The following is a 23,097-nucleotide window of genomic DNA, read 5'->3' on the forward strand; positions in this document are numbered from 1 at the left end:
GCTCACGTATGTGCCCGCTATGCGGCGGCGTACCACCCGACGACCCGAGGGCCTGCCACGCCCGGTGCGATGCTCCGGACGCGTGGCAGGCTCCTGGTTCTGACCGGCGTCAACGGGGCCGGTTGTTCCAGTTGTAGAACGTCGGGATGTTCTCGAAGTGGTTCCAGGCGCAGACTGCGCTGGCACCGTCGCCGCCCGCCACCTCCGCTCGTAACTGGCGGGCGACCTCGGCCTCCTGGAGCAGGGCGGTGAGCCCGGCGGCGGCCGCACGGACCCGGTCAGCGACCCGGTCGGATCCGCCCCCCGTTCCGCACTCAGGCTCCCGGTGACTGGTGGTCTCGGGCATGCTCCAACACTCCCTCCAATAGGCGGATCTTGCTGTTACGGCAATGCTCGGTCTCCGTACCGTCAAAACGCCCCAGCTCGAAGTAGCGGTTGGCCGCGTGGCCGCCCCCGCAGAAACCGAAGTACGGGCAGGACGAACGGCACGCCTCCACCCCGGTCACGAACTCACCGACCCAGGGCGTCCGCGCCGCCGCGTCGGCGAGGATCGCGTGCAACGGGGTGGTGAGCACGTTCCCGCTGGTGAAGTCGCCGTAGCGGGGATCGGTGAAGCCGGCCAACTCGGGCGAGAGCACCACGACCGAGCCGTCGTACGCCACGGTCGGGATCGGGTCGAGCTGACCGGGCAGCAGCCGGTCAGCGGTGCCGTCCAGGACCGCAGCGGCGTACCGCAGCGACCACTCGACCTCCCGCAGATGGATCCGGGGGTCCCGCCGCCAGGCCGCGACCAGTTCGGCCCAGAAACCGGTCACCGCGGCGGCATCGTGGGAATTGTCACGGGTGTTGACGCCCTCGGTCTCCTCGATGTTCACACCGAGCACCTCGCAGCCGAGGTCGAGGCAGTACTCGTAGAGCTCCCGGGCCCGGCCGGGTGCCGGGTCGTTCACCACCGCGAGCGCCGAGAACGGCACCCCGTGCCGGCGCAGCGCCGCCACCCCACGGACGATCCGGTCGTACGCGGGCCGGCCGGAGCGGCTCACCCGGTCGCCGTTTCGCTCCCGGGGCCCGTCCACGCTCACGCTTACCCGCATCCGGTGGGCCACGAAGAACTCGCACCACGCGTCGTCGATGAGCGTCGCGTTGGTCTGGACGTGCTGCTCCACCTCGGGGCCGAACGGCGCCATCAGCGCAGCCAGGTGCTCCCGTCCGGCGGCCAACGGCTCGCCACCGTGCCAGACCACCGAGAACCGCCCCGACGCCGCCCATCGGTTCACCGAGCCCGCCACCGCCTCGGCCACCTCGACCGGCATCCGCCGGTCCACCGCCCGCAACGGCAGGTAGCAGTACGCGCAGTCGAGATTGCAAAGGGTGGTCGGCTGCATTACGACGTACGACGGGACGGTGGCCAGGCCCCGCATTCCGCGCAACGACCGTCCCCGCGCAGCCATCGCCCTCCTCTGTAACGGTTGACGGCTGCCGGACACACCCCGGCGCGGGCGCGCCCCACAGCTTTCGAGGGTGCCCTTCAGGCTAGGCCGCGGCGGCCACTCGGGTGAAGCCCTGTTCAGGTGGTTGGACAATCACCGGAGCGTGCTCAGCCCCGGGTGTGCTGGCCCACCATCCGCACCTCGCCCGTGCCCTCGATGATCTCGCCGGCCTGCCAGGCGTCCACGCCACGGCCGGTCAACGTCGCCAGGGCGCGGTCGGCGTCCTCGGCCGAGACGATGGCGAACATGCCGACGCCCATGTTGAAGGTCGACTCCATCGCCGGGTCCTCGATCCGACCCTTGGACTGGATCAGGTCGAAGACGGGCTGCGGCTTCCAGGTCGAGCGGTTGACCACCGCGTCCACGTGCTCGGGCAGGATCCGCACCAGGTTGCCCGGGATGCCGCCGCCGGTGACGTGGGCCAGCGCCCGCACCTCGGCCTCGGCGATCAGCTTGAGGCAGTCCTGCGCGTAGATCTTGGTGGGGGTGAGCAGCTCCTCGCCGAGGGTGCGCTGCCGACCGAAGTCCTCGATCACCACGTCCAGCCGCATCCGGCCGGCACCGAGCAGCACGTGCCGGACCAGGGAGTAGCCGTTGGAGTGCAGCCCGGACGAGCGCATGGCGATCACTACGTCGCCCACCTCGACCCGCTCCGAGCTGAGGATCTGGCTCTCCTCCACCACGCCGACGCCGGTGGCGGAGATGTCGTACTCGTCCGGACGCAGCACGCCAGGGTGCTCGGCGGTCTCCCCGCCGAGCAGCGCGCAACCCGCGTAGCGGCAGCCGTCGGCGATGCCGGCGCCGATCTCGGCGACCTTGTCCGGCACGACCTCACCGGTGGCGATGTAGTCCAACAGGAACAGCGGCTCGGCACCGCAGGCGACGAGGTCGTCCACGACCATCGCGACCAGGTCGATGCCGACCGTGTCGTGGATGTCCATCTGCTGGGCGATCACCAGCTTGGTGCCGACGCCGTCCGTGGACGAGGCCAGGATCGGGTTCTTGTACTTCGTGGTGTCCAGCCGGAACAGGCCGGCGAAGCCGCCGAGGTCCCCCATCACCTCCGGCCGGCGAGTCTGCTTCACCTTGGACTTCAGCAGCTCGACCGCGCGGTCACCCGCCTCGATCGACACGCCGGCGTCCGCGTACGAGACCGAGCGTTTGCGAGGTGAGCGGCCGGTGCCGGCCGTCCAGGGCTGACGATCGCCACCAGCGCCGGTCGGGCTGCTTCCTGCGCCGCTGCGCTCGGACACGTGCGTCACGGTTCTCCCCTTTGGTTCTCGGCTGCGGTGTCGACGTGACCGGCACCACAGCCGGACGATGCTACGGGCGGTGTGTGCTCGCCGACATTCTCAGGTCGGAGCGTGGGCTGAAGTCGTCGTCGCCACCCGACGCGGCGACGACCGGAGGGATCATCTGCTCGTCGGCGTCGGTGCCGTCGGCCGCACTGTGCGCTACCCGACGCCCGATCCCTTCGAGCACGTGCTTGCCGATCAGATTGCCGACGGGCAGCTCGATCGGGTACTCCCCGTCGAAACACGCCCGACACAGCCGGCTCTTCGGTTGCTCGGTCGCGGCGATCAGGCCGGGCAGCGAGACGTAGCCGAGGGTGTCCGCACCGATCGAGCGCCGGATGCCGTCGTTGTCGAGACCGTTGGCGAGCAGCTCGGCGCGGGTGGCGAAGTCGATGCCGTAGAAGCAGGGCCAGGAGACCGGCGGCGAGGAGATGCGCACGTGCACCTCGACCGCACCGGCCTCGCGGAGCATCCGGACGATCGCGCGCTGGGTGTTGCCACGGACGATGGAGTCGTCGACCACGACCAGCCGCTTGCCCCGCACGTTCTGCCGCAGCGGGTTGAGCTTGAGTCGGATGCCCAGCTGACGCAGGGTCTGCGACGGCTGGATGAAGGTACGCCCGACGTACGGGTTCTTCATCAGGCCGGCGCCGTAGGTGATGCCGGACTCCTCGGCGTAGCCGATCGCGGCCGGCGTGCCCGACTCGGGCACCGGGATGACCATGTCCGCCTCGACCGGGTGCTCCTTGGCGAGCTGGCGGCCGATCTGCACCCGGGCCGCGTGCACGTTGCGACCGGCGATTGTGGCGTCCGGGCGGGCGATGTAGACGTACTCGAAGAGACAGCCCTTGGGTTCGGGGGCCGCGAACCGGGTCGACCGCAGCCCGTCGGCGTCGATCGCGATCAACTCGCCGGGCTCGACCTCGCGGACCACGCTGGCCCCCACGATGTCCAGCGCGGCCGTCTCGCTGGCCACCACCCAGCCGCGTTCCAGCCGGCCGAGCACCAGCGGGCGTACCCCGTGTGCGTCACGCGCCGCGTAGAGGGTGCTCTCGTCCATGAAGACGAAGCTGAACGCACCCCGCAGCCGCGGCAGCACCTCCAGCGCGGCGGCCTCGACGGAGAGATCCGGCCGGCTGGCCAGCAGCATGGTGACCAGCGAGGTGTCGTTTGTCGAACCGTCGGCGCTCAGCCCCTGCTCGGTCGCCTCGCGCTGAAGCTCGGCGGTGTTGACCAGGTTGCCGTTGTGCGCCAGCGCGATTGTCGTGCCGGAGCTAGTGGCGCGGATGGTCGGCTGGGCGTTCTCCCAGGTCGAACCGCCCGTCGTGGAGTAGCGGGTGTGCCCGATCGCCACGTGCCCGCGCAGGCTCGCCAGGGTCGGCTCGTCGAAGACCTGGGCCACCAGGCCGAGATCTTTGTAAACCACCACACCGGAGCCGTCGCTCACCGCTATGCCGGCCGCCTCCTGACCTCGGTGCTGCAACGCGTACAGCCCGAAATAGGTCAGGTTGGCGACCTCTTCTCCGGGTGCCCAGACACCGAAGACGCCGCACGCGTCCTGGGGGCCGGGTCGTTGGGGATCAAGGTCGTGGCTCAGCCGGCCGTCGCCTCGGGGCACCTGCCGCTCCCTCTTGCTGGTCTGGAATGGCCTGGCGGTAGCACGGGGGCTGCTCAACACCGCTCGGCCGGGACCACACTGTCGTCGCCAGACAGTGTACGCGAATCCACGTCACCACACACAGTCACGATTGCAGCGCTTTCTGTCATCGCCGCCAAGCTCCTACTCCAGCTCCAGCGGCAGAAACGCGGAGAGGTCCGCTCTCGCCCCGCTCGCCCGTACGCGACCCTCCGTGACCGCCCCGGTCCAGTCGAGCCGTCCCGTGGCCAGCGCGAGCCAGGTTTCCGGATCCATCTCCACCGTGTTCGGCGGCGTACCACGGGTGTGTCGCGGCCCGGGAACGCATTGAACTGCACCGTAAGGTGGGACACGCACCTCCACCGATCGGCCGGGGGCGCGGGCCGCGAGGATGGTCAACAGCGCCCTGACCGCCTCGCGGAGCACCAGCCGTTCGGGGGTGCGCCCCGCATCGAGGGCCGCCACCGCCGTCGCGACGGCTGCGGACTTAATGTACGGAGAGGACACGACGGGACGATACGGCGTGACCGCGCCGCGTATCACCTTGCCCCTGGGTCGCGCCGATCCGCCCCGACAAGGCATAGTTGCCGACGGCGTATTCGTACCGTGATGTTTCCCCGGCCCGGCAACCGCCGGAGCGGGGGTGGTCAGTCCGGAAGGCGGTGGACGTGTCAACACACCGACGAGCCTGGCAGAAGCGGGCCGGTGTGGTCGTGGCGCTGATTGTTGGTGCCCTGCTCGCCGCCCCCGCCACACCCGCTCACGCCGCCACGGTCAACGTCACGCCAGGCTCGGTGACCGTCAACGCGGGCAGCGACGCCACGGTCAGCGTGACGGTCACCCCAGGTGAGGACGACACCACCGCCGAGATCAGTCTGACCGGCCTGCCGTCCGGCGTGAGCTGCTCCCGAGGCTGCGGCAGCATCCAGCTGAACGGACCCGTGCCGAGGACCCAGTTGTTGACGCTACGCGCCAACAACAACGCGCGGAACGCCTCGACCGGCGTCACCGTCCAGGTCCAGCCGGACAATTCCGACCCGGCGACCGCCAACCTCCAGCTCACCGTGCGGGGAGAGCAGGCACCACCACCGTCGTCGTCGCCGCCCACGACCCAGGCGCCGCAGACGGTCAAGTCGATCGCCGGCAAGGTCGTGAACCAGGCCGGCGAGGGCGTGGCGGGCGCGATCGTCCTGATCAAGGACAGCTCCGGCAACCAGTACGACACCAACAGCGACTCCAACGGCAACTTCCGCTTCACCGGCAGCAGGGACCGGCCGATCGCCCCGGGCCGGATCGACCTCGGCGCGCGTGCGGAGAACCAGAGCAGGGTCGTGAACTTCACCGCCAACGCGGGCCAGAGTGTCACCGGGCAGCGGATCACGCTGCCGATCGGTGCGTCGGCCAGCCCGACCCCCACTCCGACCGCGAGCGAGTCGGCGCTGCCCACGGAGGACCCGTTCGAGGACGCGTTCCCCGAGGACGAGGAGACCGCCAGCGAGAGCGCCGTCGCCCAGGCCCCGGCCAGCAACGAGGACTCCGGTGGCTTCGGCAACTGGTTGCTGATCCTGCTGGGCGGGCTCTTCGTGGCCGTCGGCGTCGGCACGATCGTGCTGCTCTGGATGAAGCGCAAGGAGAACGACGAGGCCGAGGCGGACGGTGACGCCCCGGCGGGCGCGCCGGCCGGCGCAGTGCCGGCGGCCCGTGGCTCGTTCGCGGGTGCCGACGACCAGACCCGGGTGGTGAACCGGGTCGGCTCCGCACCGGATCCGACAATGGTCGGCGGTGCCGCCCTGAGCAACGCCCCGACGATGATGCATCAGCCGGTCGTCGACGACGTCCCGCCGGATCCCTACGGCGCACCGCCGCAGCCATACGGTGCTCAGGCTGGCCCCGGGCAGGGCGGCTGGTCCGGTGGCGGCTACGGCGAGGAGCCGGGCGGTTACGGCGCACCGGGTTACGGCAACGCGCCGTCGTCCGGCGGCGGCTACGGCAACGGCCCCTCGTCCGGTGACGGTTACGGAAACCGTGACTACGGTGCCGGTAGTGGCGGGGCTGATTACCCACCGGCGGGCGGTGCGGGCGGCTACGGCGAGCGGTACGACGAGCCGACGGGCCGCTACACCGGCGACCAGACCCGGTACCCGGCCCCCGCCGACCCGTACGCCACCGGGATGTACGAGCCCGAGGCGGGCCAGGGTTACGGCCAGCCCGAGCCGGCAGGCGGTTACGGACGCGGCGAGCCCACCGGCGGTGGTTACGGGCGCGGTGAGGCTGGCGGCGGCTACGGCCAGGGCGAGCCGACCGGCGGCTACGGTAAGGGTGACGGGACCCGGGCCTACGGGCCGGGCGAGGCCGGCGGCTACGGGCCGCCCGACCAGACCCGCGGCTACGAGCCGGGTGGCTACGGCCAGCAGGGTGACCCCGGTGGCTACGGCCAGGGCGACCCCAACCGTGGTGGCTACGGCCCCGGTGAGCCGACCGGCGGTGGCTACGGTCAGAGCGAGCCGACCGGCGGCTACGGCGCGCCGGGTGGCTACGGCCAGGAGCCCCCGCAGCAACGTGGCGGCTACGACAACGCCGGCTACGACGACCCGAACCGCTACAACCAGGGTGGTTACGGCCAGAGCAGCGGCTACGGCCAGGAGCCGCCGCAGCAGCGTGGCGGCTACGACGACGCCTACCAGCAGCAGAGCGGCGGCTATGGCCAGGGCGGTTACGGCCAGGAGCCCCCGCAGCAGCAGCGTGGCGGGTACGAAAACTACTACGGCGATCCGGCTCAGGCCGATCGTGGCCGGCCGGACGGGCCGCCGGCCGACCGCAGCGGTCGCCGACTGGACTGGCTGGACGACTGATACCGCCCCGACCGTCAGCCAGCGTGCGACGCGGGTTGGCTGACGGCGGGCGAGCGGTCAGGCCGAGTTGAAGACGCCGTCGCGGAGCAGCGGCACCACGTCGACGCTGTCGAGGCGTACGGCGATCTCGACGTCCTCGGGGAAGCCGTCCGCGCTGAGTTCACGACCGGAGACGCAGCCGCGAACGGCTGCGGGCACGTCCGGGGTGCTGGCCAACGCGGCGAGCGCCATGGCCGCCTCCACCGACAGTCCGCCCGGCACCGCAGAGAGTGCGTCCAGCACGCTCGCCGCGCCGAGTTGGTCCGCCACGCACGGACGTAGCGAGCCGTCCGGCCAGCGTTCCCCGGCCGCGACCACGCCGATCGGGGCGGTGGTCTCGCCATACCCCTGATCCAGCAGCCAGTTCCCGACGGCGCGGGCGTTGCGCAGGTTGGCCGCGACCACCGGCAGCCCGGTGGCGCTGGCGGCGGCGCTGATCGCCGAGCCGTTCTCCGACGGCAGCACCAGATCCCGCACGACCGGTGCCCGGCTCAGTGCGGCCGGCGACAGCGACCACGGATGGGTCGGGGTCACCTGCCGGCGGCCGGTCGCGACGGCGGCGCCGATCCGCCGGGCGTAGTCGGCGGCCTGTTCGTCCCAGGGAAACGGATGGACCCGCATTCCCCGCCCGACCGCGATCTCGACGGTGGTGGTGAACGACAGCACGTCCACCACCACCAGGGCGGCGCAGACCCGGCCCAGCTCCGCCGCGCCCGCCAGGCCCCAGTCGAAGCGGGCCCCGGATCCGGGCTGGGAGTGCAGGGCCGGGGCCACCGCCTCAGCGCTCGTCGGGGGTGGGAGGTTGCTCGGTCTCACCGGCCTGCGGAGCGTCCCCGGTCTCCTCGCCGGTCGGGTCGGCACCTACCGCCGCGGGCGACTGGTCCGGGCCCGATCCGGGACCGGCCGCCTGGTCCGGCGCGGCGTCCGCCGCGCCGACGGCCTCCGCCGAGGTGACGATCTCGACCTCGGCGACGGCACCACCTGCGGCGTCGGCCGCACCGGTGCCGGTGTCGGCCTCGGCGGCGAGGTCGGCCTGGTTCGCGGGCTCGGGCTCGGTGTCAGCCGGGGCCGTCGTCGGGCCGTCGATCACGGACCCGACGGCCTCCGGGGCGAACGACTGCACGCCGCCGAAGAGACGCGGCAGGGTGCCGGTGTGCGCCTCCCGCAGCTCGTCGAGGCGGATCCGGAACTGGCCGTGCACCTCCAGCGCGCCGCCGGCCGGATCGGTCACCCCGACCAGCTCCCACGGCACACCGTGCTCACCGCAGAGGGCGGTGAACGCCTTCTCGTGACCACGCGGCACCGAGACCAGCACGCGGCCGGCGGACTCGCTGAACAGGAAGACGAACGGCATCGAGCCGCCCTGGAACCGCTCCGGCACCGCGACCCGCGCGCCGACGCCGTACCGCAGGCAGGACTCCACCAGGCTCTGGGCGAGCCCGCCGTCGGAGAGGTCGTGCGCGGAGCTGAGGTGGCCCACCCGGGCGGCCTCGGCCAGCAGCCCGGCGAGCTGCTTCTCGCGCGCCAGGTCGACGTGCGGGGGTACGCCACCGAGATGCTGGTGGGTCACCCAGGCCCACTCCGAGCCGGAGAGCTCCACGTGCGTCTCGCCGAGCAGGAAGAGCTGGTCGTGATCGCCGCCGGGTCGCGGGGTGAAGCCCGTCGCCACCCGGTCAGCCACGTTCTCCAGTACGCCGAGCACGCCGACCACCGGCGTCGGATGGATCGCCGCCGCACCGGTCTGGTTGTAGAAGCTGACGTTGCCGCCGGTCACCGGGATGCCCAGCTCGGCGCAGCCGTCGGCCAGGCCGCGTACCGCCTCGGCGAACTGCCACATCACGCCCGGGTCCTCGGGCGAGCCGAAGTTGAGGCAGTCGGTGACCGCGATCGGCGTCGCTCCGGTCACCGCCACGTTCCGGTACGCCTCGGCCAGCGCCAGCTTGGCGCCGTGGTACGGGTCGAGGCGGGCGTACCGGCCGTTGCCGTCGACCGAGAGCGCCACGCCCAGGCCGGTCCGCTCGTCGATCCGGATCACGCCGGAGTCCTCCGGCTGGGCGAGGACGGTGTTGCCCAGCACGTAGCGGTCGTACTGCTCGGTGACCCAGGTCTTGTCGGCCAGGTTGGGCGAGGCGATCATGCGCAGCACGGTCTCGCGCAGCGCGTCCGGGTCGGCCGGCCGGGGCAACGTCTCGGCCCGGTCCGCCTGGAGCAGGATCAGGTCGGCCGGCTCGCGCATCGGGCGGGCGTAGACCGGCCCGTCGTCCACCAGCGAGCCCGGCGGGACGTCCACCACCAGCTGGTCCCGCCAGGTGATCAGCAGTCGACCCGGCTGCCCGTCCGGCTCCGGCGCGGTGACCTCGCCGATCGCGGTGGCGATCACGCCCCACTTCTCGCAGGTCTTGAGCACCGCTTCGAGCTTGGCCGGCTCGACGACCAGGAGCATCCGCTCCTGCGACTCGCTGGCCAGGATCTCGTGTGGCGCCATTGACGGCTCGCGCAGCGGAACCCGCTCCAGCCAGACCCGCATGCCGGTGCCGGCCGCCGCGGCGGTCTCGGTGAGGGCACAGGTCAGCCCGGCACCACCGAGGTCCTGGATGCCGGCGACCAGCTCGGCGTCGTACAACTCCAGGCAGGCCTCGATCAGCAGCTTCTCGATGAACGGGTCGCCGACCTGCACCGACGGGCGGCGCTGCTCGCTGCCCTCGTCGAAGGTGGCGCTGGCCAGCACCGACACGCCGCCGATGCCGTCCCGCCCGGTCTTGGCACCCATCAGCACCACGACGTTGCCGGGGCCGACGGCGGCCTTGTTCTGCAGCCGGCTCACCGGCAGCACCCCGAGGCAGAGCGCGTTGACCAGCGGGTTGCCCTGGTAGCACGGGTCGAAGACCACCTCGCCACCGATGTTGGGCAGGCCGAGGCAGTTGCCGTAACCGCCGACGCCGGCCACCACGCCGGGCAGTACCCGGGCGGTGTCCGGGTGGTCGGCGGCACCGAAGCGCAGCGGGTCCATCACGGCCACCGGGCGGGCACCCATGGCGAGGATGTCGCGGACGATGCCGCCCACGCCGGTCGCCGCACCCTGGTACGGCTCGACGAAGCTCGGGTGGTTGTGCGACTCGACCTTGAAGGTCACCGCCAACTCGTCGGAGACCCGCACCACACCCGCGTTCTCGCCGATGCCGGCCAGCAGCCGGTCGCTCGGTGGGGCTTTCTCGCCGAACTGGCGCAGGTGCACCTTGCTGGACTTGTAGGAGCAGTGCTCGCTCCACATGATCGAGTACATCGCCAGCTCGGACTGGGTCGGCCGGCGGCCCAGGATGTGCCGGATGCGGTCGTACTCGTCGTCGCGGAGGCCCAGCTCGGCGTAGGGCTGAAGCTCCTCCGGGGTGTCCCCGGCGCGCGGTACGGTGTCCAGCCCGTGGGTCCAGCCGGTGTCCGCCTCAGCTGCGGCGCGCCGCGCCGGAGTGCCCGGCGAGGCAGCAGCGGCAGGCGGTGTGGCAGCGGCCGGGCTCGGCTGGACCGGCTGTGCCGGCGGGGCCGAGAATGCCTCCGGGGTCTCCCGTACCGGGTCCGGATGCGTGGTCATGACCTCTCCTCGTTGCGCTCGCCGCCCGAGGGGCGGATGAGCCGTCCGATGATCCCGACGCGGACGGTCACGCCGGCGTCCCCACCAGGTGCTTCAGCACCGAGGTGAAGAAGCCCAGGCCGTCGAGGGAGGGGCCGGTGAGCGCCTCCACCGCGTGCTCGGGGTGCGGCATGATGCCCACCACGTTGCCGGCGGGGTTGGTGATCGCGGCGATGTCCCGCTGCGACCCGTTGGGGTTGCCGCCGACGTACCGGGCCACCACCCGGCCCTCGGCCTCCAACTCGTCAAGCGTGGCGGTGTCGGCGACGTAGCACCCCTCGCCGTTCTTGACCGGGATCAGCACCTTCTGCCCGGCCTGGAACGTGTTCGTCCAGGCGGTGCCGGTCGCCTCGATCCGCAGGAGCTGATCGCGGTTACGGAAGTGCAGGTGCTGGTTGCGGGTGAGCGCGCCGGGCAGCAGGTGGGCCTCGCAGAGGATCTGGAAGCCGTTGCAGATGCCGAGCACCGGCAGGCCACCGGCGGCGGCGTCGACGATCGTCTCCATCACCGGGGCGAATCGGGCGATGGCGCCGCAGCGCAGGTAGTCACCGTAGGAAAAACCGCCGGGCAGGACGACGGCGTCCACCCCGTGCAGCTGCGGGTCGCCGTGCCAGAGCCGGACCGGCTCCGCACCGGCGATCCGAACGGCCCTGGCCGCGTCCCCGTCGTCGAGCGAGCCAGGGAACGTCACCACACCGACCCGCGCGGTCACGAGCGGGCGTCCGCGGGCTCGTCGGTCTCGACCAGGTGGACGGTGAAGTCCTCGATGACCGGGTTGGCGAGCAGCTTGTCGGCGATCTCCCGGGCCCGGTCCAGGTCCGGTTCACCGGTGAAGTCGATCTCGATCCGCCTGCCGATCCGTACCGAGGCGACATCGTTGACGCCGAGCCGGGGCAGCGCGTTTGCGACGGCCTGGCCCTGCGGATCGAGGATCTCGGGCTTGAGCATGACGTCGACGACGACGCGAGGCACTGGGCACTCCTGACTGTGTACGCAGTTGGGTGCCGACCCACAACGGGCGAGCGCAGCCAGCCTACCTGGCAGATACCGCGCCATCCGCACCGGCCGCACGCCGTGCGGGCAGTCCTCGACCTTACCCGCACGGAGCGGTCCGCACCGATACGGGTTCGTTGCTGTCCCGATACGGGTTCGTTGCCGGACACGCCGTTCGCCCGGTATCGACGCGCCGGCCATCGCCGACGCGGCCGGCCGGGAAATCGCACTGTTACATCAGTCCGTTTCAATGAACCTCTTGTGAAACACCTCACCGACCCCTACGGTACATCGTCAGACGTCGATTTGTCGGCGTCGCGGTGGCAGCTGACCCCCGCCCGCCACCGCAGGTCGACCCGGCCAACCCGGGTCAGCGAAACCCCGAAGGAGTCCCTCCGATGCGCATCCGATCCCTGATCGCGGTCCTCGCCACAGCCATGGCCGGCGTGCTCGGCGCCAGCTCCGGCGCCGTCGCCGCGCCCGTCGGCCCGTACATCATCGGCGGCGGGACGGTCTCCTCCGCGCCGTGGGCCGCGGCCGTCCTCAGCAACGGCTCGTTCACCTGCTCCGGCACGATCATCGCGCCGCAGTGGGTGCTCACCGCCCGGCACTGCCTCGGCGGCACGATGTCCGTCCGGGTCGGCAGCGTCAACCGCACCTCCGGTGGCGTCACCCGCACCGTAAGCGCCACCTACGGCCGCTACGACCTGGCCCTGATGCGGCTCTCCAGCGCGGTGAGCACCAGCTACGTCACCCTGGCCAACAGCAACCCGCCGATCAACTCGACCAACTCGATCTACGGCTGGGGCATGACCTGCTACAGCGGCTGCTCGGCCTCGACCCAGCTGAAGACCGCCTCGGTGCGGGTCACCAGCAACAGCGTCACCGACGCGTACGGCGGGCAGGCGATCCGGAGCACGCGGATCAACGGCAACGCCTGGCGGGGCGACTCGGGCGGCCCGCAGTTCTACAACGGCGCGCAGGTCGGGGTGGCCTCCACCGCCGACGGGCAGAGCATCCAGAACTACGGCAGCGTCGCGTACAACCGGGCCTGGATCACCTCGGTGGCCGGTGTCTGACGGTTAGCGCCGGATGTGGCGCGGATGGTGGGCTGTGCCCCGCCGTCCGCGCCGCGTTGTTTTTCAGCATCCGACCAGGTGAACAAGGCTCACGTTGAGCCTCGACGGGGACTGCCAGCATCGAAAACGTGCTGGTCGTGACGACGGATCAACTTCCCGGCTACGAGATCCGCCAGATCCTCGGCGAAGTGGTCTCCTCGATGGCCAGAACCCGCAACCCGTACCGCGAGGGCGTGAAGAACCTGCGCGGCGGCGCGTACGACCCGATGGCGCCGGACAACCTCACCCGGTGGCGTACCGACTCGGTGGCCCGGCTCGGCGAGGAGGCCCGGCGGCTCGGCGCGAACGCCGTGGTGGGGATGCGGTTCGACAGCCGCGACTGCGGCGAGATGTGGATGGAGATCTGCGCCTACGGCACCGCCGTGATCGTGGTGCCCAAGACCCCCGACGTCATGCCCCCGGACCAGCCCAGCGTGGCGGCGGAGACCGCCCAGGAGCCGGCCATGGCCGAGGAGCCCGGCGGTATCGCCGAGCCCGCCAGCGCCCCCACCCTCCGCACCGCCGCCGAAACCCCCACCCGCGACACCTAACCCGCCCCCACCCACCCCCTCCCCCCGCCGCCTCACCGGTTGATCATGAAGTTATTGCCATCTCACCCGGCGTGTCGGAGCAATAACTTCATGGTCAACGCGGAGGTTGGCCGGGGAGGGGGGTGGGGGGTGGGGTGGTTAGAGGATGGGGGGTGGGGTGTAGGTGGTGGCGGCGGGGTGGGACTGGGCGATTTTGGTGATTCTTGCGGTGAGTGCCTGGATCTGGGCGGGGGCGGCGCCGGTGAAGGCGGCGCGGTCGGCGACCAGGGAGTCGATCTCGGCGCGGGTGAGACCGAGGCGGGGATCGGCGGCCAGGCGGTCGAAGAGGTCGTTCTCTCCGGCTCCCTGCTCGCGCATAGCCAGGGCCACGGCTACCGCGTGCTCCTTGATCGCCTCGTGCGCGGTTTCCCGGCCGACGCCCCGGCGGACGGCCGCCACCAGGATCTTCGTGGTGGCCAGGAAGGGCAGGAAACGCTCCAACTCCCGGTTGATCACCGCGGGATACGCGCCGAACTCGTCAAGCACGGTGAGGAACGTCTGGAACAGCCCGTCGGCGGCGAAGAAGGCGTCCGGCAGGGCCACCCGGCGCACCACCGAGCAGGAGACGTCCCCCTCGTTCCACTGGTCGCCGGCCAGCTCGCCGACCATCGACAGGTAGCCCCGGATGATCACTGCGAAGCCGTTGACCCGCTCCGACGAGCGGGTGTTCATCTTGTGCGGCATCGCGCTGGAGCCGACCTGCCCCGGCTTGAAACCCTCGGTGACCAGTTCCTGGCCGACCATCAGCCGGATCGTGGTCGCCAACGACGAGGGTGCGGCGGCGGTCTGCGCCAACGCGGAGAGCACGTCGAAGTCGAGCGAACGCGGGTAGACCTGCCCGACGCTGTCCAGTACCCGGTTGAAGCCGAGGTGCTCGGCGACGCGCCGCTCAAGTTCGGCCACCTTCTCGGCGTCACCGTCGAAGAGGTCCAGCTGGTCGGCGGCGGTACCCACCGGGCCCTTGATCCCCCGCAGCGGGTAACGGTCGATCAGGTCGGTCAGCCGCTCGTACGCGATGATCAGCTCTTCGGCGGCCGACGCGAAGCGCTTGCCCAGCGTGGTCGCCTGCGCCGCGACGTTGTGCGACCGGCCGGCCATCACCACGTCCGCGTACTCGTGTGCGTGCCAGGCCAGCCGGACCAGCGTCGCCACCACCCGGTCCCGGATAAGCTCCAGTGACCGGCGCACCTGGAGCTGCTCAACGTTCTCGGTGAGGTCCCGCGAGGTCATCCCCTTGTGCACATGCTCGTGCCCGGCCAGCGCGCTGAACTCCTCGATCCGCGCCTTCACGTCGTGCCGGGTCACCCGCTCGCGCGCCGCGATCGAGTCAAGGTCAACATCGTTCAGCACCCGCTCGTACGCCTCGACCACCCCGTCGGGTACCGGCACGCCGAGGTCCCGCTGGGCCCGGAGTACGGCGAGCCAGAGCCGCCGCTCCAGCCGGATCTTCTCCTCCGGCGACCAGAGGGCGACCAGTTCGGGCGAGGCGTACCGGTGGGCGAGCACGTTCGGGATCGTCGTCACCCGCCCATTCTCCGGCACCCGTCAGCAGCTTCCCGAACGGGTACGGTCGGCGACCCTGACGGGGCTGTCACCGCCTCCGCCAACGCAGCACAAGCATCGAGGGTAGAATCACGAGCAGTAAACCCAGGGCACCGCCAGCCGCCAGTGGAAGAGCCGGCAGGGAACCTGCGGCCGACATTCTCGGCACCACGGCCGCCGGAGTGCTCGTGCTGTGCTGAGGTGGCGCGATCGGGCACGACGACGTGTACGAATGCATCGGGTAGAGATAACTTCGGGTAATCGTTCCTCTCGTAACGATCACCCAGCCGACTTCGGCGGACACCCCGTTGATGTCGACCCGGATTCCCTGAGTCCCGTTGGGCGCCTCAACAGCGGTCTTGGTGATCACGCAACTGGCGATCTTGCCGCAGGTGAGCGCCGCCAAGCCGATGACCTCGCCGGTCCAGATCGTGACCACCGGATCCGACTCGTCGGGAACGACGTCCGGACTTCCAGCGACCACCTGAGGACAGCCCGGCGGTTGAGGCGGAGGCTGACTCGGGGGATAGGGCGGCGGAGTGGTCGTCGGCGCACCGGTCGGTGCAGGTTGAGCTGACGCGATCCCAGCGCTATCAATCGCGCCCGCAAGTCCGACGAGGGCAACCACCATGAACAGCAGCAGCGGGAGACGTCGAAGTTGCAGAATTCCGCTGCGCCCGTACCGCCGAGCAAGCCGACGAATCCCGGGAATCTTCACCTGCCTCGACCTCCCCGGCTTCGGAAAGATGACTGATGCAGGTCACGACACCAGGACGATCGATCGCAGACAAATGTGAATGTCGACCATCTCCTGATCTCGAAAATTCCCGAGCGAACCCGTATCCTCTCGCCCTTGCCCCGAGCAGTCTGCCGACTGCTGCCTGGCCAGGTAACAGCTCGACCGCCTCAGGCAAGCCCGGTCAGGGTGGGGCGGGGCGGCCGGTGAGGGCGGTCCAGAGGGCGGCGCAGGCCGCCGACTCGGTGGCGAAGACCTGGCGTACGTCGTAGTGGCCGCGTTCGTAGGGGCCGATCTCCCACCCGTCCGGGCCGCGCCGCAGGAACCAGAAGTCGGGCGGCACGGGGACGTGCTCGTGCACCCCCTCCAGCTCGAACGCGTCGGGCGATAGCCCGGCGGCGAGCAGTGCGTCGCGCAGTTCGTGCCGATCCACTCCGTCACCTCTCCGAGAGCGAGTCCGAGAGCGAGCGTACGGGCGGCGGTCACCGTGCAGGGTGACCGCCGCCCGTAAATGGTTCCGCTCGGCGGGCTCGAGAACCGTCCCGGTCAGCACGCCTTGGTTTCGGTCTGACCGCCCTGGCGGGGCGCGGTGCGGTTCTTCGCGCTCGGGCAGGGGCCGCCCAGGTACTCCTCGACGAGGTAGCCGTGGTCGAGCAGCCATTGCACGGTCAGGTTCGCCCCGGCCTTCGGCACGTACGCCGGGTTGAGCTGGAACTGGGTGCCCATGCCGGGCTGCGCGAACCACGGTGCGATCGGGCCGGAGTCCACGTCGAAGGGCTTGACCACGCAGTACGTGTGGTAGTTGGCCAGCGGCGCGGGCGGCGTGGTGGCCGGTGGCGTGGGCGGGGTGTTCAGGCTCTGCGGTGCCAGCGAGCGCGCGTTGAACGGGGTGCCGAGCGGGGCCAGGAACGCGCCGCCGGTGAAGCCGAAGCGGTCCAGGCGGTACCCGGGCAGCATCGTCTGCCGCTGCTTGATCGCCCGCCCGTCGGGCCCGAGCACGAACCCGTTCTCCGGCGGGAAGATCAGCCGGGTGGGGTCTCCGGGCACTGTGTAGTTCTGCACCCACTCGTTCTCGGTCTGCGCGCCGAACCGCTGGTAGCCGGCGAGCAGCGGGCCGACCGGTGACGCGTACGGCAGTTGGGCGGGGCCGAACAGCCGGTTGCCGCCGTAGAAGACGGTGGTCTGCGGCGCGTCGGGGGGTGTGCCGGGGCGGCAGAGCCGCTTGCCGTCCGGCTTCGGCGCACCGGCAGCCGGCGCTGCGCCGGCGACGGGCGGTGCGCCGGCGACGGGCGGTGCGCCGGCAGCAAGCGGTGCGTCGGTGGCGAGTGCGGCCGGGGGGCGGTCTCCCGCGTCCTCGTCCGACTGGCCGGCGCCGTCGTCGGCCGGCGCGGCGATCCGCGCCGCGCTTGTCGGCGCCGCACCGGTCGGGGCGACGCCGGGGACGACGGCAAGAGCGGCGCCGGAGAGTAGGGCGACCAGCCATCGCGTACGTTTCATCACAAACCTCCCTCTGAAGGACAATCAGTTCCTTCAGGGTGGGGAGGTCAGTACATGAATGTGAGCGTTAGTGCGCATTTGTCCCCAAAAGGGGGCGAGCGCTCAGCGTTCGAGGATCGCGGTCACGCCCTGGCCACCGGCTGCGCAGATGGAGATGAGGCCGCGACCGCTGCCCTTGGTGGCGAGCAGCTTGGCCAGGGTGGCCACGATCCGGCCGCCGGTGGCGGCGAACGGGTGCCCGGCGGCCAGCGAGGAGCCGTTCACGTTGAGCTTGTCGGTGTCGATCGCGCCCAGCGGGGCGTCCAGGCCCAGCCGCTCGGCACAGAACTCCTTCGACTCCCAGGCGGCCAGGGTCGCCAGCACCTGCGCGGCGAACGCCTCGTGGATCTCGTAGTAGTCGAAGTCCTGGAGGGTCAGCCCGGCGCGGTCAAGCAGCCGGGGCACCGCGTACGCGGGTGCCATCAGCAGCCCCTCGTCGCCGTGCACGAAGTCCACCGCGGCCGTCTCCGACCAGGAGAACCAGGCCAGCACCGGCAGGTTGTGCTCGCGCGCCCACTCCTCGCTGGCCAGCAGCACGGTGGAGGCGCCGTCGGTGAGCGGCGAGGAGTTGCCGGCGGTCATGGTGGCCCGCTCGGCATCCGGGCCCTTGGCACCGAATACCGGCCGCAGCGCGCCGAGCTTCTCCAGGGTGGTGTCCGGGCGGAGGTTCTGGTCGCGGGTCAGCCCCAGGTAGGGGGTCATCAGGTCGTCGAAGAACCCCTTGTCGTACGCGGCGGCGAGCCGCTTGTGCGAGCGGAGGGCCAACTCGTCCTGCGCCTGCCGGTCGACATTCCAGCGCAGCGCCGTCTGGGCGGCGTGCTCGCCCATCGAGAGCCCGGTACGCGGCTCGGCGTTGCGCGGGATCTCCGGCTTGAACGGCTGGGCGGGGCGCAGCTTCGCGGCGATCCTGAGGCGCTCGCCGAGGGTGCGGGCGGAGTTGAGCTTGAGCAGGGTGCGACGCAGGTCCTCGTTGACCGCGAGCGGGGCGTCGGAGGTGCTGTCGACACCACCGGCGATGCCCACCTCGATCTGCCCGAGGGCGATCTTGTTGGCGACCAGGATGGCCGCCTCCAGGCCGGTGCCGCAGGCCTGCTGGATGTCGTACGCCGGGGTGCGTGGGTCGAGCCTCGAGCCGAGCACCACCTCACGGGTGAGGTTGAAGTCCTTCGAGTGCTTGAGCACCGCACCGGCGACCACCTCACCCACCTGCTGTCCGGCTAGGCCGAACCGGGCGATCAGCCCGTCCAGGGCGGCGCCGAGCAGGTCGGAGTTGGAGGCGCTGGCGTACCGCGAGTTGGAGCGGGCGAAGGGAACCCGGTTGCCGCCGATCACCGCGACCCGTCGAACGTCCTGCACGATTCGCCTCCTCGAAAGTGTTGCCCGCACCTTACTCACCAGTAGGCTACGCCTATGACCGACAGGTACGCGAGCTTCGTCCAGTCGGGCGCCGGTCGGGCGCTCGTCAAGCGCCTCGGGCTGCCCGATCCGCCGCGGCTGCGCCGGCACGCGCCCGGCGAGCCGATCCTCCCCGGGCCGGTGCTGCTCGGCGCCGCCACCGGTGGCCGGCTCGCCGAACCGGTCGGCAAGCTCCTGGCCGCCGCCGGGCTCGCCCTGCGCGATCCGGCCACCGCCGTGCCCGACCCGGCAACCGGTCGTACGCCCACCAGCGCCGCCCTGGTCTACGACGCCACCGGTATCACCGACTCGACCGGTCTGCGCCAGCTCTACGACTTCCTCCACCCGCAGGCCCGCTCGGTGCAGCCCAGCGGCCGGGTGATCGTGCTCGGCACCCCGCCGGCCGAGTGCGACACCCCGCGCGAGGCGACCGCCCAGCGGGCCCTGGAGGGGCTGACCCGCAGCATCGGCAAGGAGTTCGGCCGGGGCGTCACCGCGCAGTTGGTGTACGTCACGCGCAGCGCCGACGAGGGCACCTGGACCAGTCTGGAGTCGACCCTGCGGTTCCTGCTCTCCGGCCGCTCCGCGTACGTCTCGGGTCAGGTGATCCGGGTCGGCGCCGGCCGGGCGACCGCGCCGGCCGACTGGGACCGCCCGCTGGACGGGCAGATCGTGCTGGTCACCGGCGCGGCCCGGGGCATCGGCGCGGCGCTGGCCCGGGTGCTGGCCCGCGACGGCGCGACCGTGGTGGCGCTGGACATCCCGGCCGCCGGTGACGAGTTGGCCGCGGTCGCCAACGAGATCGGCGGCAGCGCCGTGCAGCTCGACCTGACCGCCGCCGACGCGCCCGCCCTGCTCGCCGAACACCTGGCCAGCCGGCACGGCCGGGTGGACGTGGTGGTGCACAACGCCGGCATCACCCGGGACAAGACCCTCGGCCGGATGGACGCGGACCGCTGGGACCAGGTCATCGACGTCAACCTCTCCAGCCAGGAGCGGATCAACGACCTGCTGCTGGAGCGGGAGCTGATCCCGGCCGGCGGCCGGCTCGTCGGAGTCTCCTCGATCGCCGGGATCGCCGGCAACCGGGGCCAGACCAACTACGCCACCAGCAAGGCCGGGGTGATCGGATTGGTCGACTCGCTCGCCCCCGCGCTGCGCGAGCGCGGGATCAGCGTCAACGCCGTCGCGCCCGGGTTCATCGAGACCCGGCTGACCGCCCGGATTCCGCTGGTGCTGCGCGAGGCGGGGCGCCGGATGAACAGCCTCTCCCAGGGCGGGCTGCCGGTGGACGTGGCCGAGACGATCGGTTGGCTGGCCTGGCCGGCCTCCGGTGCGGTAAGCGGCAACGTGGTCCGCGTCTGCGGCCAGAGCCTGCTGGGGGCGTGATGACCCGGCCAAGGCGCGGCGACGAGCCGGACGAGGAACTGTCGGTCGGCGAGCTGATCGACGGCCCGACGGAGATCCTCACGCCGGAGATCCTGTCGTCCGTACGCGTCGAGGACGACGAGCCGGAGGGCACGTCCGGTGCGCCGGCGACCCGCGAGCGGGTGGAGCTGCCGGGGCTGCCGGCGGCAGGTCCGCTCTACCGGCGGGCGTTGCTCGGTGCGGTGCCGGGGCTCGGCGGCCGGCGCGGCGACGGCGTACCGGCGCTGGAACTGGCCGTGGACGGGGTGACCGTGGGCCCGGACCGGCTGGCCGACTACGACCGGGTCTGCGGGTTCCGGCTCACCGACCGGCTGCCCGCGACCTTCCCGCACGTGATGGGCTTTCCGCTGGCGCTGCGGCTGATCACCGCAGCGGAGTTCCCGATCCCGCTGACCGGGGTGGTGCACGTCGGAAACCGGATCACCGTGCACCGGCCGGTCACCATCGCGGACCGGCTGGATTTCACCACCTGGGCGGAGAACCTGCGCCCGCACGACCGGGGTCGGCAGGTGGACGTCGTACTCGTCGCGTCGGTGGACGGGATGGAGGTGTGGCGCGGGGTCTCGACGTACCTCGGCCGGCAGCGCACGCCCGGCGAGGGCAAGCGGCGCGACCCGGGCGAGCGGCCCGCACCGCCGGCCGCCACCGCCCGCTGGCGGGTCGACCCCCGGGTCGGTACGGACTACGCGCGGGTTTCCGGTGACCACAACCCGATCCACACGTCGCGGTTGGGGGCGCGGCTGCTCGGCTTCCCCCGGCCGATCGCGCACGGCATGTGGAGCAAGGCCCGTTGCCTGGCCGCCCTGGAGAACCGGCTACCCGAGGCGTACACGGTGGACGTCGCGTTCAAGCTGCCGGTGCCGCTGCCGAGCACTGTCGCCTTCAGCGCCACATCGGAGGATGCCGGCTGGGATTTCGCGCTGCACGACGGACGGGGTCGGCCACAGCTGCTCGGCACCGTCCGCTGAGGACCCGAAAACCGGGGACGACAACCGGCGACGGCAACACCGGGAGGGTCGGGCACTTGCCCGGCCCTTCTTTCCGCGCTAAGTTGTTCTCACATAGAGATGTTCTCAGAGTGAGAGTGATTGCCGTGAACGAGCAGGACTTCCTCGCCGCCTACGACCCGAGCGCCTTCCCGGCCGTGGCGGTCACCGCCGACGTGGTCGCCCTGACCATCCGCGACGGTGCGCTGCACCTGCTGCTGATCCGGCGCGGCGAGCAGCCGTACGCGGGCCACTGGGCGCTGCCCGGCGGCTTCGTCCGGCCGGACGAGGACCTGGCCGTCGCCGCCCGCCGGGAGCTGGCCGAGGAGACCGGGCTCGGCGGCCAGCGCCTGCACCGCGTCCACCTGGAGCAGTTGGCGAGCTACGGCGGGCCCGACCGGGATCCACGGATGCGGATCGTCTCCGTCGCCCATCTCGCCTTCGCGCCCGACCTGCCGGAGGCGGCGGCCGGCACGGACGCCGAGGAGGCCGAGTGGGTGCCGGTCACCGAGCTGACCGGCCGGCAGCTCGCCTTCGACCACCGCCGGATCGTCGACGACGGGCTGGAGCGGGCCCGCGCCAAGTTGGAGTACACCCCGCTGGCCACCCGCTTCCTCCCGGCCGAGTTCACAATCGGCGACCTGCGCGGGGTCTACGAGACGGTCTGGGGGCACTCGCTGCACGCCGGCAACTTTCACCGCAAGGTGCTCTCCGTGCCGGGCTTCGTGGAGAGCACCGGGGCCAGCACCGAGCGCGGCGGCAGCCGGGGCGGCCCGCGCGCCCGGCTCTACCGGGCCGGTGACGCCCGACTGCTGCATCCGGCGCTGCTGCGCCCCGCCCGGGAGGAGGCGGCGCGATGAGGACCGAGGAGGCGATCCGCCTGGTCAGCACCGCCCGCGACGACGACGAGCTGTTCGGCGCCGACGAGCCGGAACGCCGCTACCGGGAGTTCGTCGCGGTGCTGCACCCCGACCGGCTCGGCTGGGTCGGGCCGGGTGTCCGCGCCGAGGCCACCGAGGCGTTCGTCCGGGTCACCACCCGTTGGCGGGCCCGCCGCGGGACCGTGCTGCGCGGCTACCGGTGCGGCCGGCCGGCGTACTCCGGTGACCTCGCCGACCTCTACGACGTCGGCGCCGACCGGCTGCTCAAGCTGCCCCGGGACCCGCGCGACAACGACCTGATGCGCCGCGAGGAGACGGCGCTGCGCCGGCTCGCCGAGCGGGGTGACCCGCGCTGGCTGCCCTACGTGCCCCGGCTGGTCGACAGCTTCACCCATCGGGAGGCCGCCAGCGGGGCCGAGCGGCGGATCACGGTGCTCGCCACCGCGCCCAACCTGCACAGCCTGGTCGAGGTGCGGCGCGCGTACCCGGACGGGCTGGACGCCCGCGACGTGGCCTGGATGTGGCGGCGGCTGCTGGTCGCGCTCGGCCTGGCCCACCGGGCCGGCGTGGTGCACGGCGCGGTGCTGCCGCCGCACGTGCTGATCGAACCGGAGGCGCACGGCGTGGTGCTTGTCGACTGGTGCTTCTCGGCCGAACCCGGCGGCGTCGTGCCCGCGCTTGTTCCCGACCACCAGGACTGGTACCCGGCCGAGGTCACCGACCGCCGCCCGTGCGGGCCGGGCACCGACCTCGCGATGGCGGCCCGCTGCATGACCTGGCTGATGGGCCGCCACGCGCCAGGCGAACTTCTCGCCTTCGCCCGGGGCTGCCGGCCGCGCTTCCTGCGCGCCCGCCCCGACGACGCCTGGCGCCTGCTGGGCGAGCTTGACGAGGTGCTGCACCGGCTCTACGGGCCGCGCACCTTCCGACCCTTCACCCTCAACCCCTAAGGAGG

General features: G+C 71.7%; 20 protein-coding genes and 1 pseudogene. 7 read left to right on the plus strand and 14 right to left on the minus strand.

Annotated features, from left to right (window positions below):
• Window positions 1-109: 109 nt before the first annotated feature.
• The 5 genes from amcA to AC507J_RS02190 form a co-directional block, all read right to left on the minus strand.
• Window positions 110-346, minus strand: a complete 237-nt coding sequence (gene amcA, locus AC507J_RS02170) for a multiple cyclophane-containing RiPP AmcA (RefSeq protein ID WP_496287321.1) — start codon at window positions 344-346, stop codon at window positions 110-112.
• Window positions 315-1,421, minus strand: a complete 1,107-nt coding sequence (gene amcB / locus AC507J_RS02175) for a cyclophane-forming radical SAM peptide maturase AmcB (RefSeq protein ID WP_496287373.1) — start codon at window positions 1,419-1,421, stop codon at window positions 315-317. The genes amcA and amcB overlap by 32 nt, the downstream gene beginning before the upstream one ends.
• A gap of 176 nt (window positions 1,422-1,597) precedes the next feature.
• Window positions 1,598-2,752: a phosphoribosylformylglycinamidine cyclo-ligase gene (purM, locus tag AC507J_RS02180; protein WP_496287322.1), complete on the minus strand. Its 1,155-nt coding sequence runs from the start codon at window positions 2,750-2,752 to the stop codon at window positions 1,598-1,600.
• A gap of 61 nt (window positions 2,753-2,813) precedes the next feature.
• The gene (purF, locus tag AC507J_RS02185) at window positions 2,814-4,403 is read right to left on the minus strand and encodes an amidophosphoribosyltransferase (protein ID WP_496287323.1); all 1,590 of its coding nucleotides are present in this window, start codon (window positions 4,401-4,403) and stop codon (window positions 2,814-2,816) included.
• A gap of 162 nt (window positions 4,404-4,565) precedes the next feature.
• Window positions 4,566-4,928 carry a sterol carrier family protein gene (locus AC507J_RS02190; RefSeq protein ID WP_496287324.1) on the minus strand — a complete coding sequence of 121 codons (363 nt, stop codon included), beginning with the start codon at window positions 4,926-4,928 and terminating at the stop codon, window positions 4,566-4,568.
• A 161-nt stretch (window positions 4,929-5,089) separates the two neighbouring features.
• Here AC507J_RS02190 and AC507J_RS02195 point away from each other — a divergent pair, with 161 nt between their 5' ends.
• The gene (locus AC507J_RS02195) at window positions 5,090-7,273 is read left to right on the plus strand and encodes a carboxypeptidase-like regulatory domain-containing protein (protein ID WP_496287325.1); all 2,184 of its coding nucleotides are present in this window, start codon (window positions 5,090-5,092) and stop codon (window positions 7,271-7,273) included.
• A gap of 57 nt (window positions 7,274-7,330) precedes the next feature.
• Here the strand turns inward: AC507J_RS02195 and AC507J_RS02200 are convergent, their stop codons facing one another.
• The 4 genes from AC507J_RS02200 to purS form a co-directional block, all read right to left on the minus strand.
• Window positions 7,331-8,086, minus strand: coding sequence for a 2-phosphosulfolactate phosphatase (locus AC507J_RS02200; protein ID WP_496287326.1), 756 nt, complete (start codon window positions 8,084-8,086; stop codon window positions 7,331-7,333).
• Window positions 8,087-8,090: 4 nt separating this feature from the next.
• A complete protein-coding gene (purL, locus tag AC507J_RS02205; protein WP_496287327.1) occupies window positions 8,091-10,898 on the minus strand; it encodes a phosphoribosylformylglycinamidine synthase subunit PurL in 2,808 nt (935 codons plus the stop codon).
• A 67-nt stretch (window positions 10,899-10,965) separates the two neighbouring features.
• A complete protein-coding gene (gene purQ, locus AC507J_RS02210) occupies window positions 10,966-11,649 on the minus strand; it encodes a phosphoribosylformylglycinamidine synthase subunit PurQ (protein ID WP_496287328.1) in 684 nt (227 codons plus the stop codon).
• Window positions 11,646-11,909: a phosphoribosylformylglycinamidine synthase subunit PurS gene (gene purS, locus AC507J_RS02215; RefSeq protein ID WP_111244989.1), complete on the minus strand. Its 264-nt coding sequence runs from the start codon at window positions 11,907-11,909 to the stop codon at window positions 11,646-11,648. The genes purQ and purS overlap by 4 nt, the downstream gene beginning before the upstream one ends.
• Window positions 11,910-12,328: 419 nt before the next feature.
• On the opposite strand from purS, the gene AC507J_RS02220 reads away from it, so the two are divergent.
• On the plus strand, window positions 12,329-13,009 hold the full coding sequence (locus AC507J_RS02220) for a S1 family peptidase (protein ID WP_496287329.1): 681 nt from the start codon (window positions 12,329-12,331) through the stop codon (window positions 13,007-13,009).
• A pseudogene (locus AC507J_RS02225) lies at window positions 13,006-13,599 on the plus strand (YbjQ family protein). Before AC507J_RS02220 ends, AC507J_RS02225 begins: the two are co-directional and overlap by 4 nt.
• A gap of 138 nt (window positions 13,600-13,737) precedes the next feature.
• Here AC507J_RS02225 and purB read toward each other — a convergent pair.
• From purB to AC507J_RS02250, 5 genes are all read right to left on the minus strand, one after another.
• Window positions 13,738-15,162 (minus strand): adenylosuccinate lyase, encoded by a 1,425-nt coding sequence (gene purB / locus AC507J_RS02230; protein WP_496287330.1) that lies wholly within the window; start codon window positions 15,160-15,162, stop codon window positions 13,738-13,740.
• Window positions 15,163-15,229: 67 nt separating this feature from the next.
• Window positions 15,230-15,619 carry a hypothetical protein gene (locus AC507J_RS02235; protein WP_496287331.1) on the minus strand — a complete coding sequence of 130 codons (390 nt, stop codon included), beginning with the start codon at window positions 15,617-15,619 and terminating at the stop codon, window positions 15,230-15,232.
• Window positions 15,620-16,100: 481 nt separating this feature from the next.
• Window positions 16,101-16,349, minus strand: a complete 249-nt coding sequence (locus AC507J_RS02240; protein WP_496287332.1) for a hypothetical protein — start codon at window positions 16,347-16,349, stop codon at window positions 16,101-16,103.
• Window positions 16,350-16,462: 113 nt separating this feature from the next.
• Window positions 16,463-17,413, minus strand: a complete 951-nt coding sequence (locus AC507J_RS02245; RefSeq protein ID WP_496287333.1) for a TNT domain-containing protein — start codon at window positions 17,411-17,413, stop codon at window positions 16,463-16,465.
• 102 nt (window positions 17,414-17,515) lie between these two features.
• Window positions 17,516-18,808: an acetyl-CoA C-acetyltransferase gene (locus AC507J_RS02250; RefSeq protein ID WP_496287334.1), complete on the minus strand. Its 1,293-nt coding sequence runs from the start codon at window positions 18,806-18,808 to the stop codon at window positions 17,516-17,518.
• A gap of 54 nt (window positions 18,809-18,862) precedes the next feature.
• Here AC507J_RS02250 and AC507J_RS02255 point away from each other — a divergent pair, with 54 nt between their 5' ends.
• The 4 genes from AC507J_RS02255 (at window position 18,863) to AC507J_RS02270 (ending at window position 23,092) form a co-directional block, all read left to right on the plus strand.
• The gene (locus AC507J_RS02255) at window positions 18,863-20,236 is read left to right on the plus strand and encodes a 3-oxoacyl-ACP reductase (protein ID WP_496287335.1); all 1,374 of its coding nucleotides are present in this window, start codon (window positions 18,863-18,865) and stop codon (window positions 20,234-20,236) included.
• Window positions 20,236-21,243, plus strand: a complete 1,008-nt coding sequence (locus AC507J_RS02260; protein ID WP_496287336.1) for a MaoC/PaaZ C-terminal domain-containing protein — start codon at window positions 20,236-20,238, stop codon at window positions 21,241-21,243. The genes AC507J_RS02255 and AC507J_RS02260 overlap by 1 nt, the downstream gene beginning before the upstream one ends.
• Before the next feature lie 119 nt (window positions 21,244-21,362).
• The gene (locus tag AC507J_RS02265; RefSeq protein ID WP_496287374.1) at window positions 21,363-22,121 is read left to right on the plus strand and encodes an NUDIX hydrolase; all 759 of its coding nucleotides are present in this window, start codon (window positions 21,363-21,365) and stop codon (window positions 22,119-22,121) included.
• Window positions 22,118-23,092: a serine/threonine protein kinase gene (locus tag AC507J_RS02270; RefSeq protein WP_496287337.1), complete on the plus strand. Its 975-nt coding sequence runs from the start codon at window positions 22,118-22,120 to the stop codon at window positions 23,090-23,092. The genes AC507J_RS02265 and AC507J_RS02270 overlap by 4 nt, the downstream gene beginning before the upstream one ends.
• Window positions 23,093-23,097: the final 5 nt, after the last annotated feature.

The organism is Micromonospora sp. PRAS1, assembly GCF_059553435.1.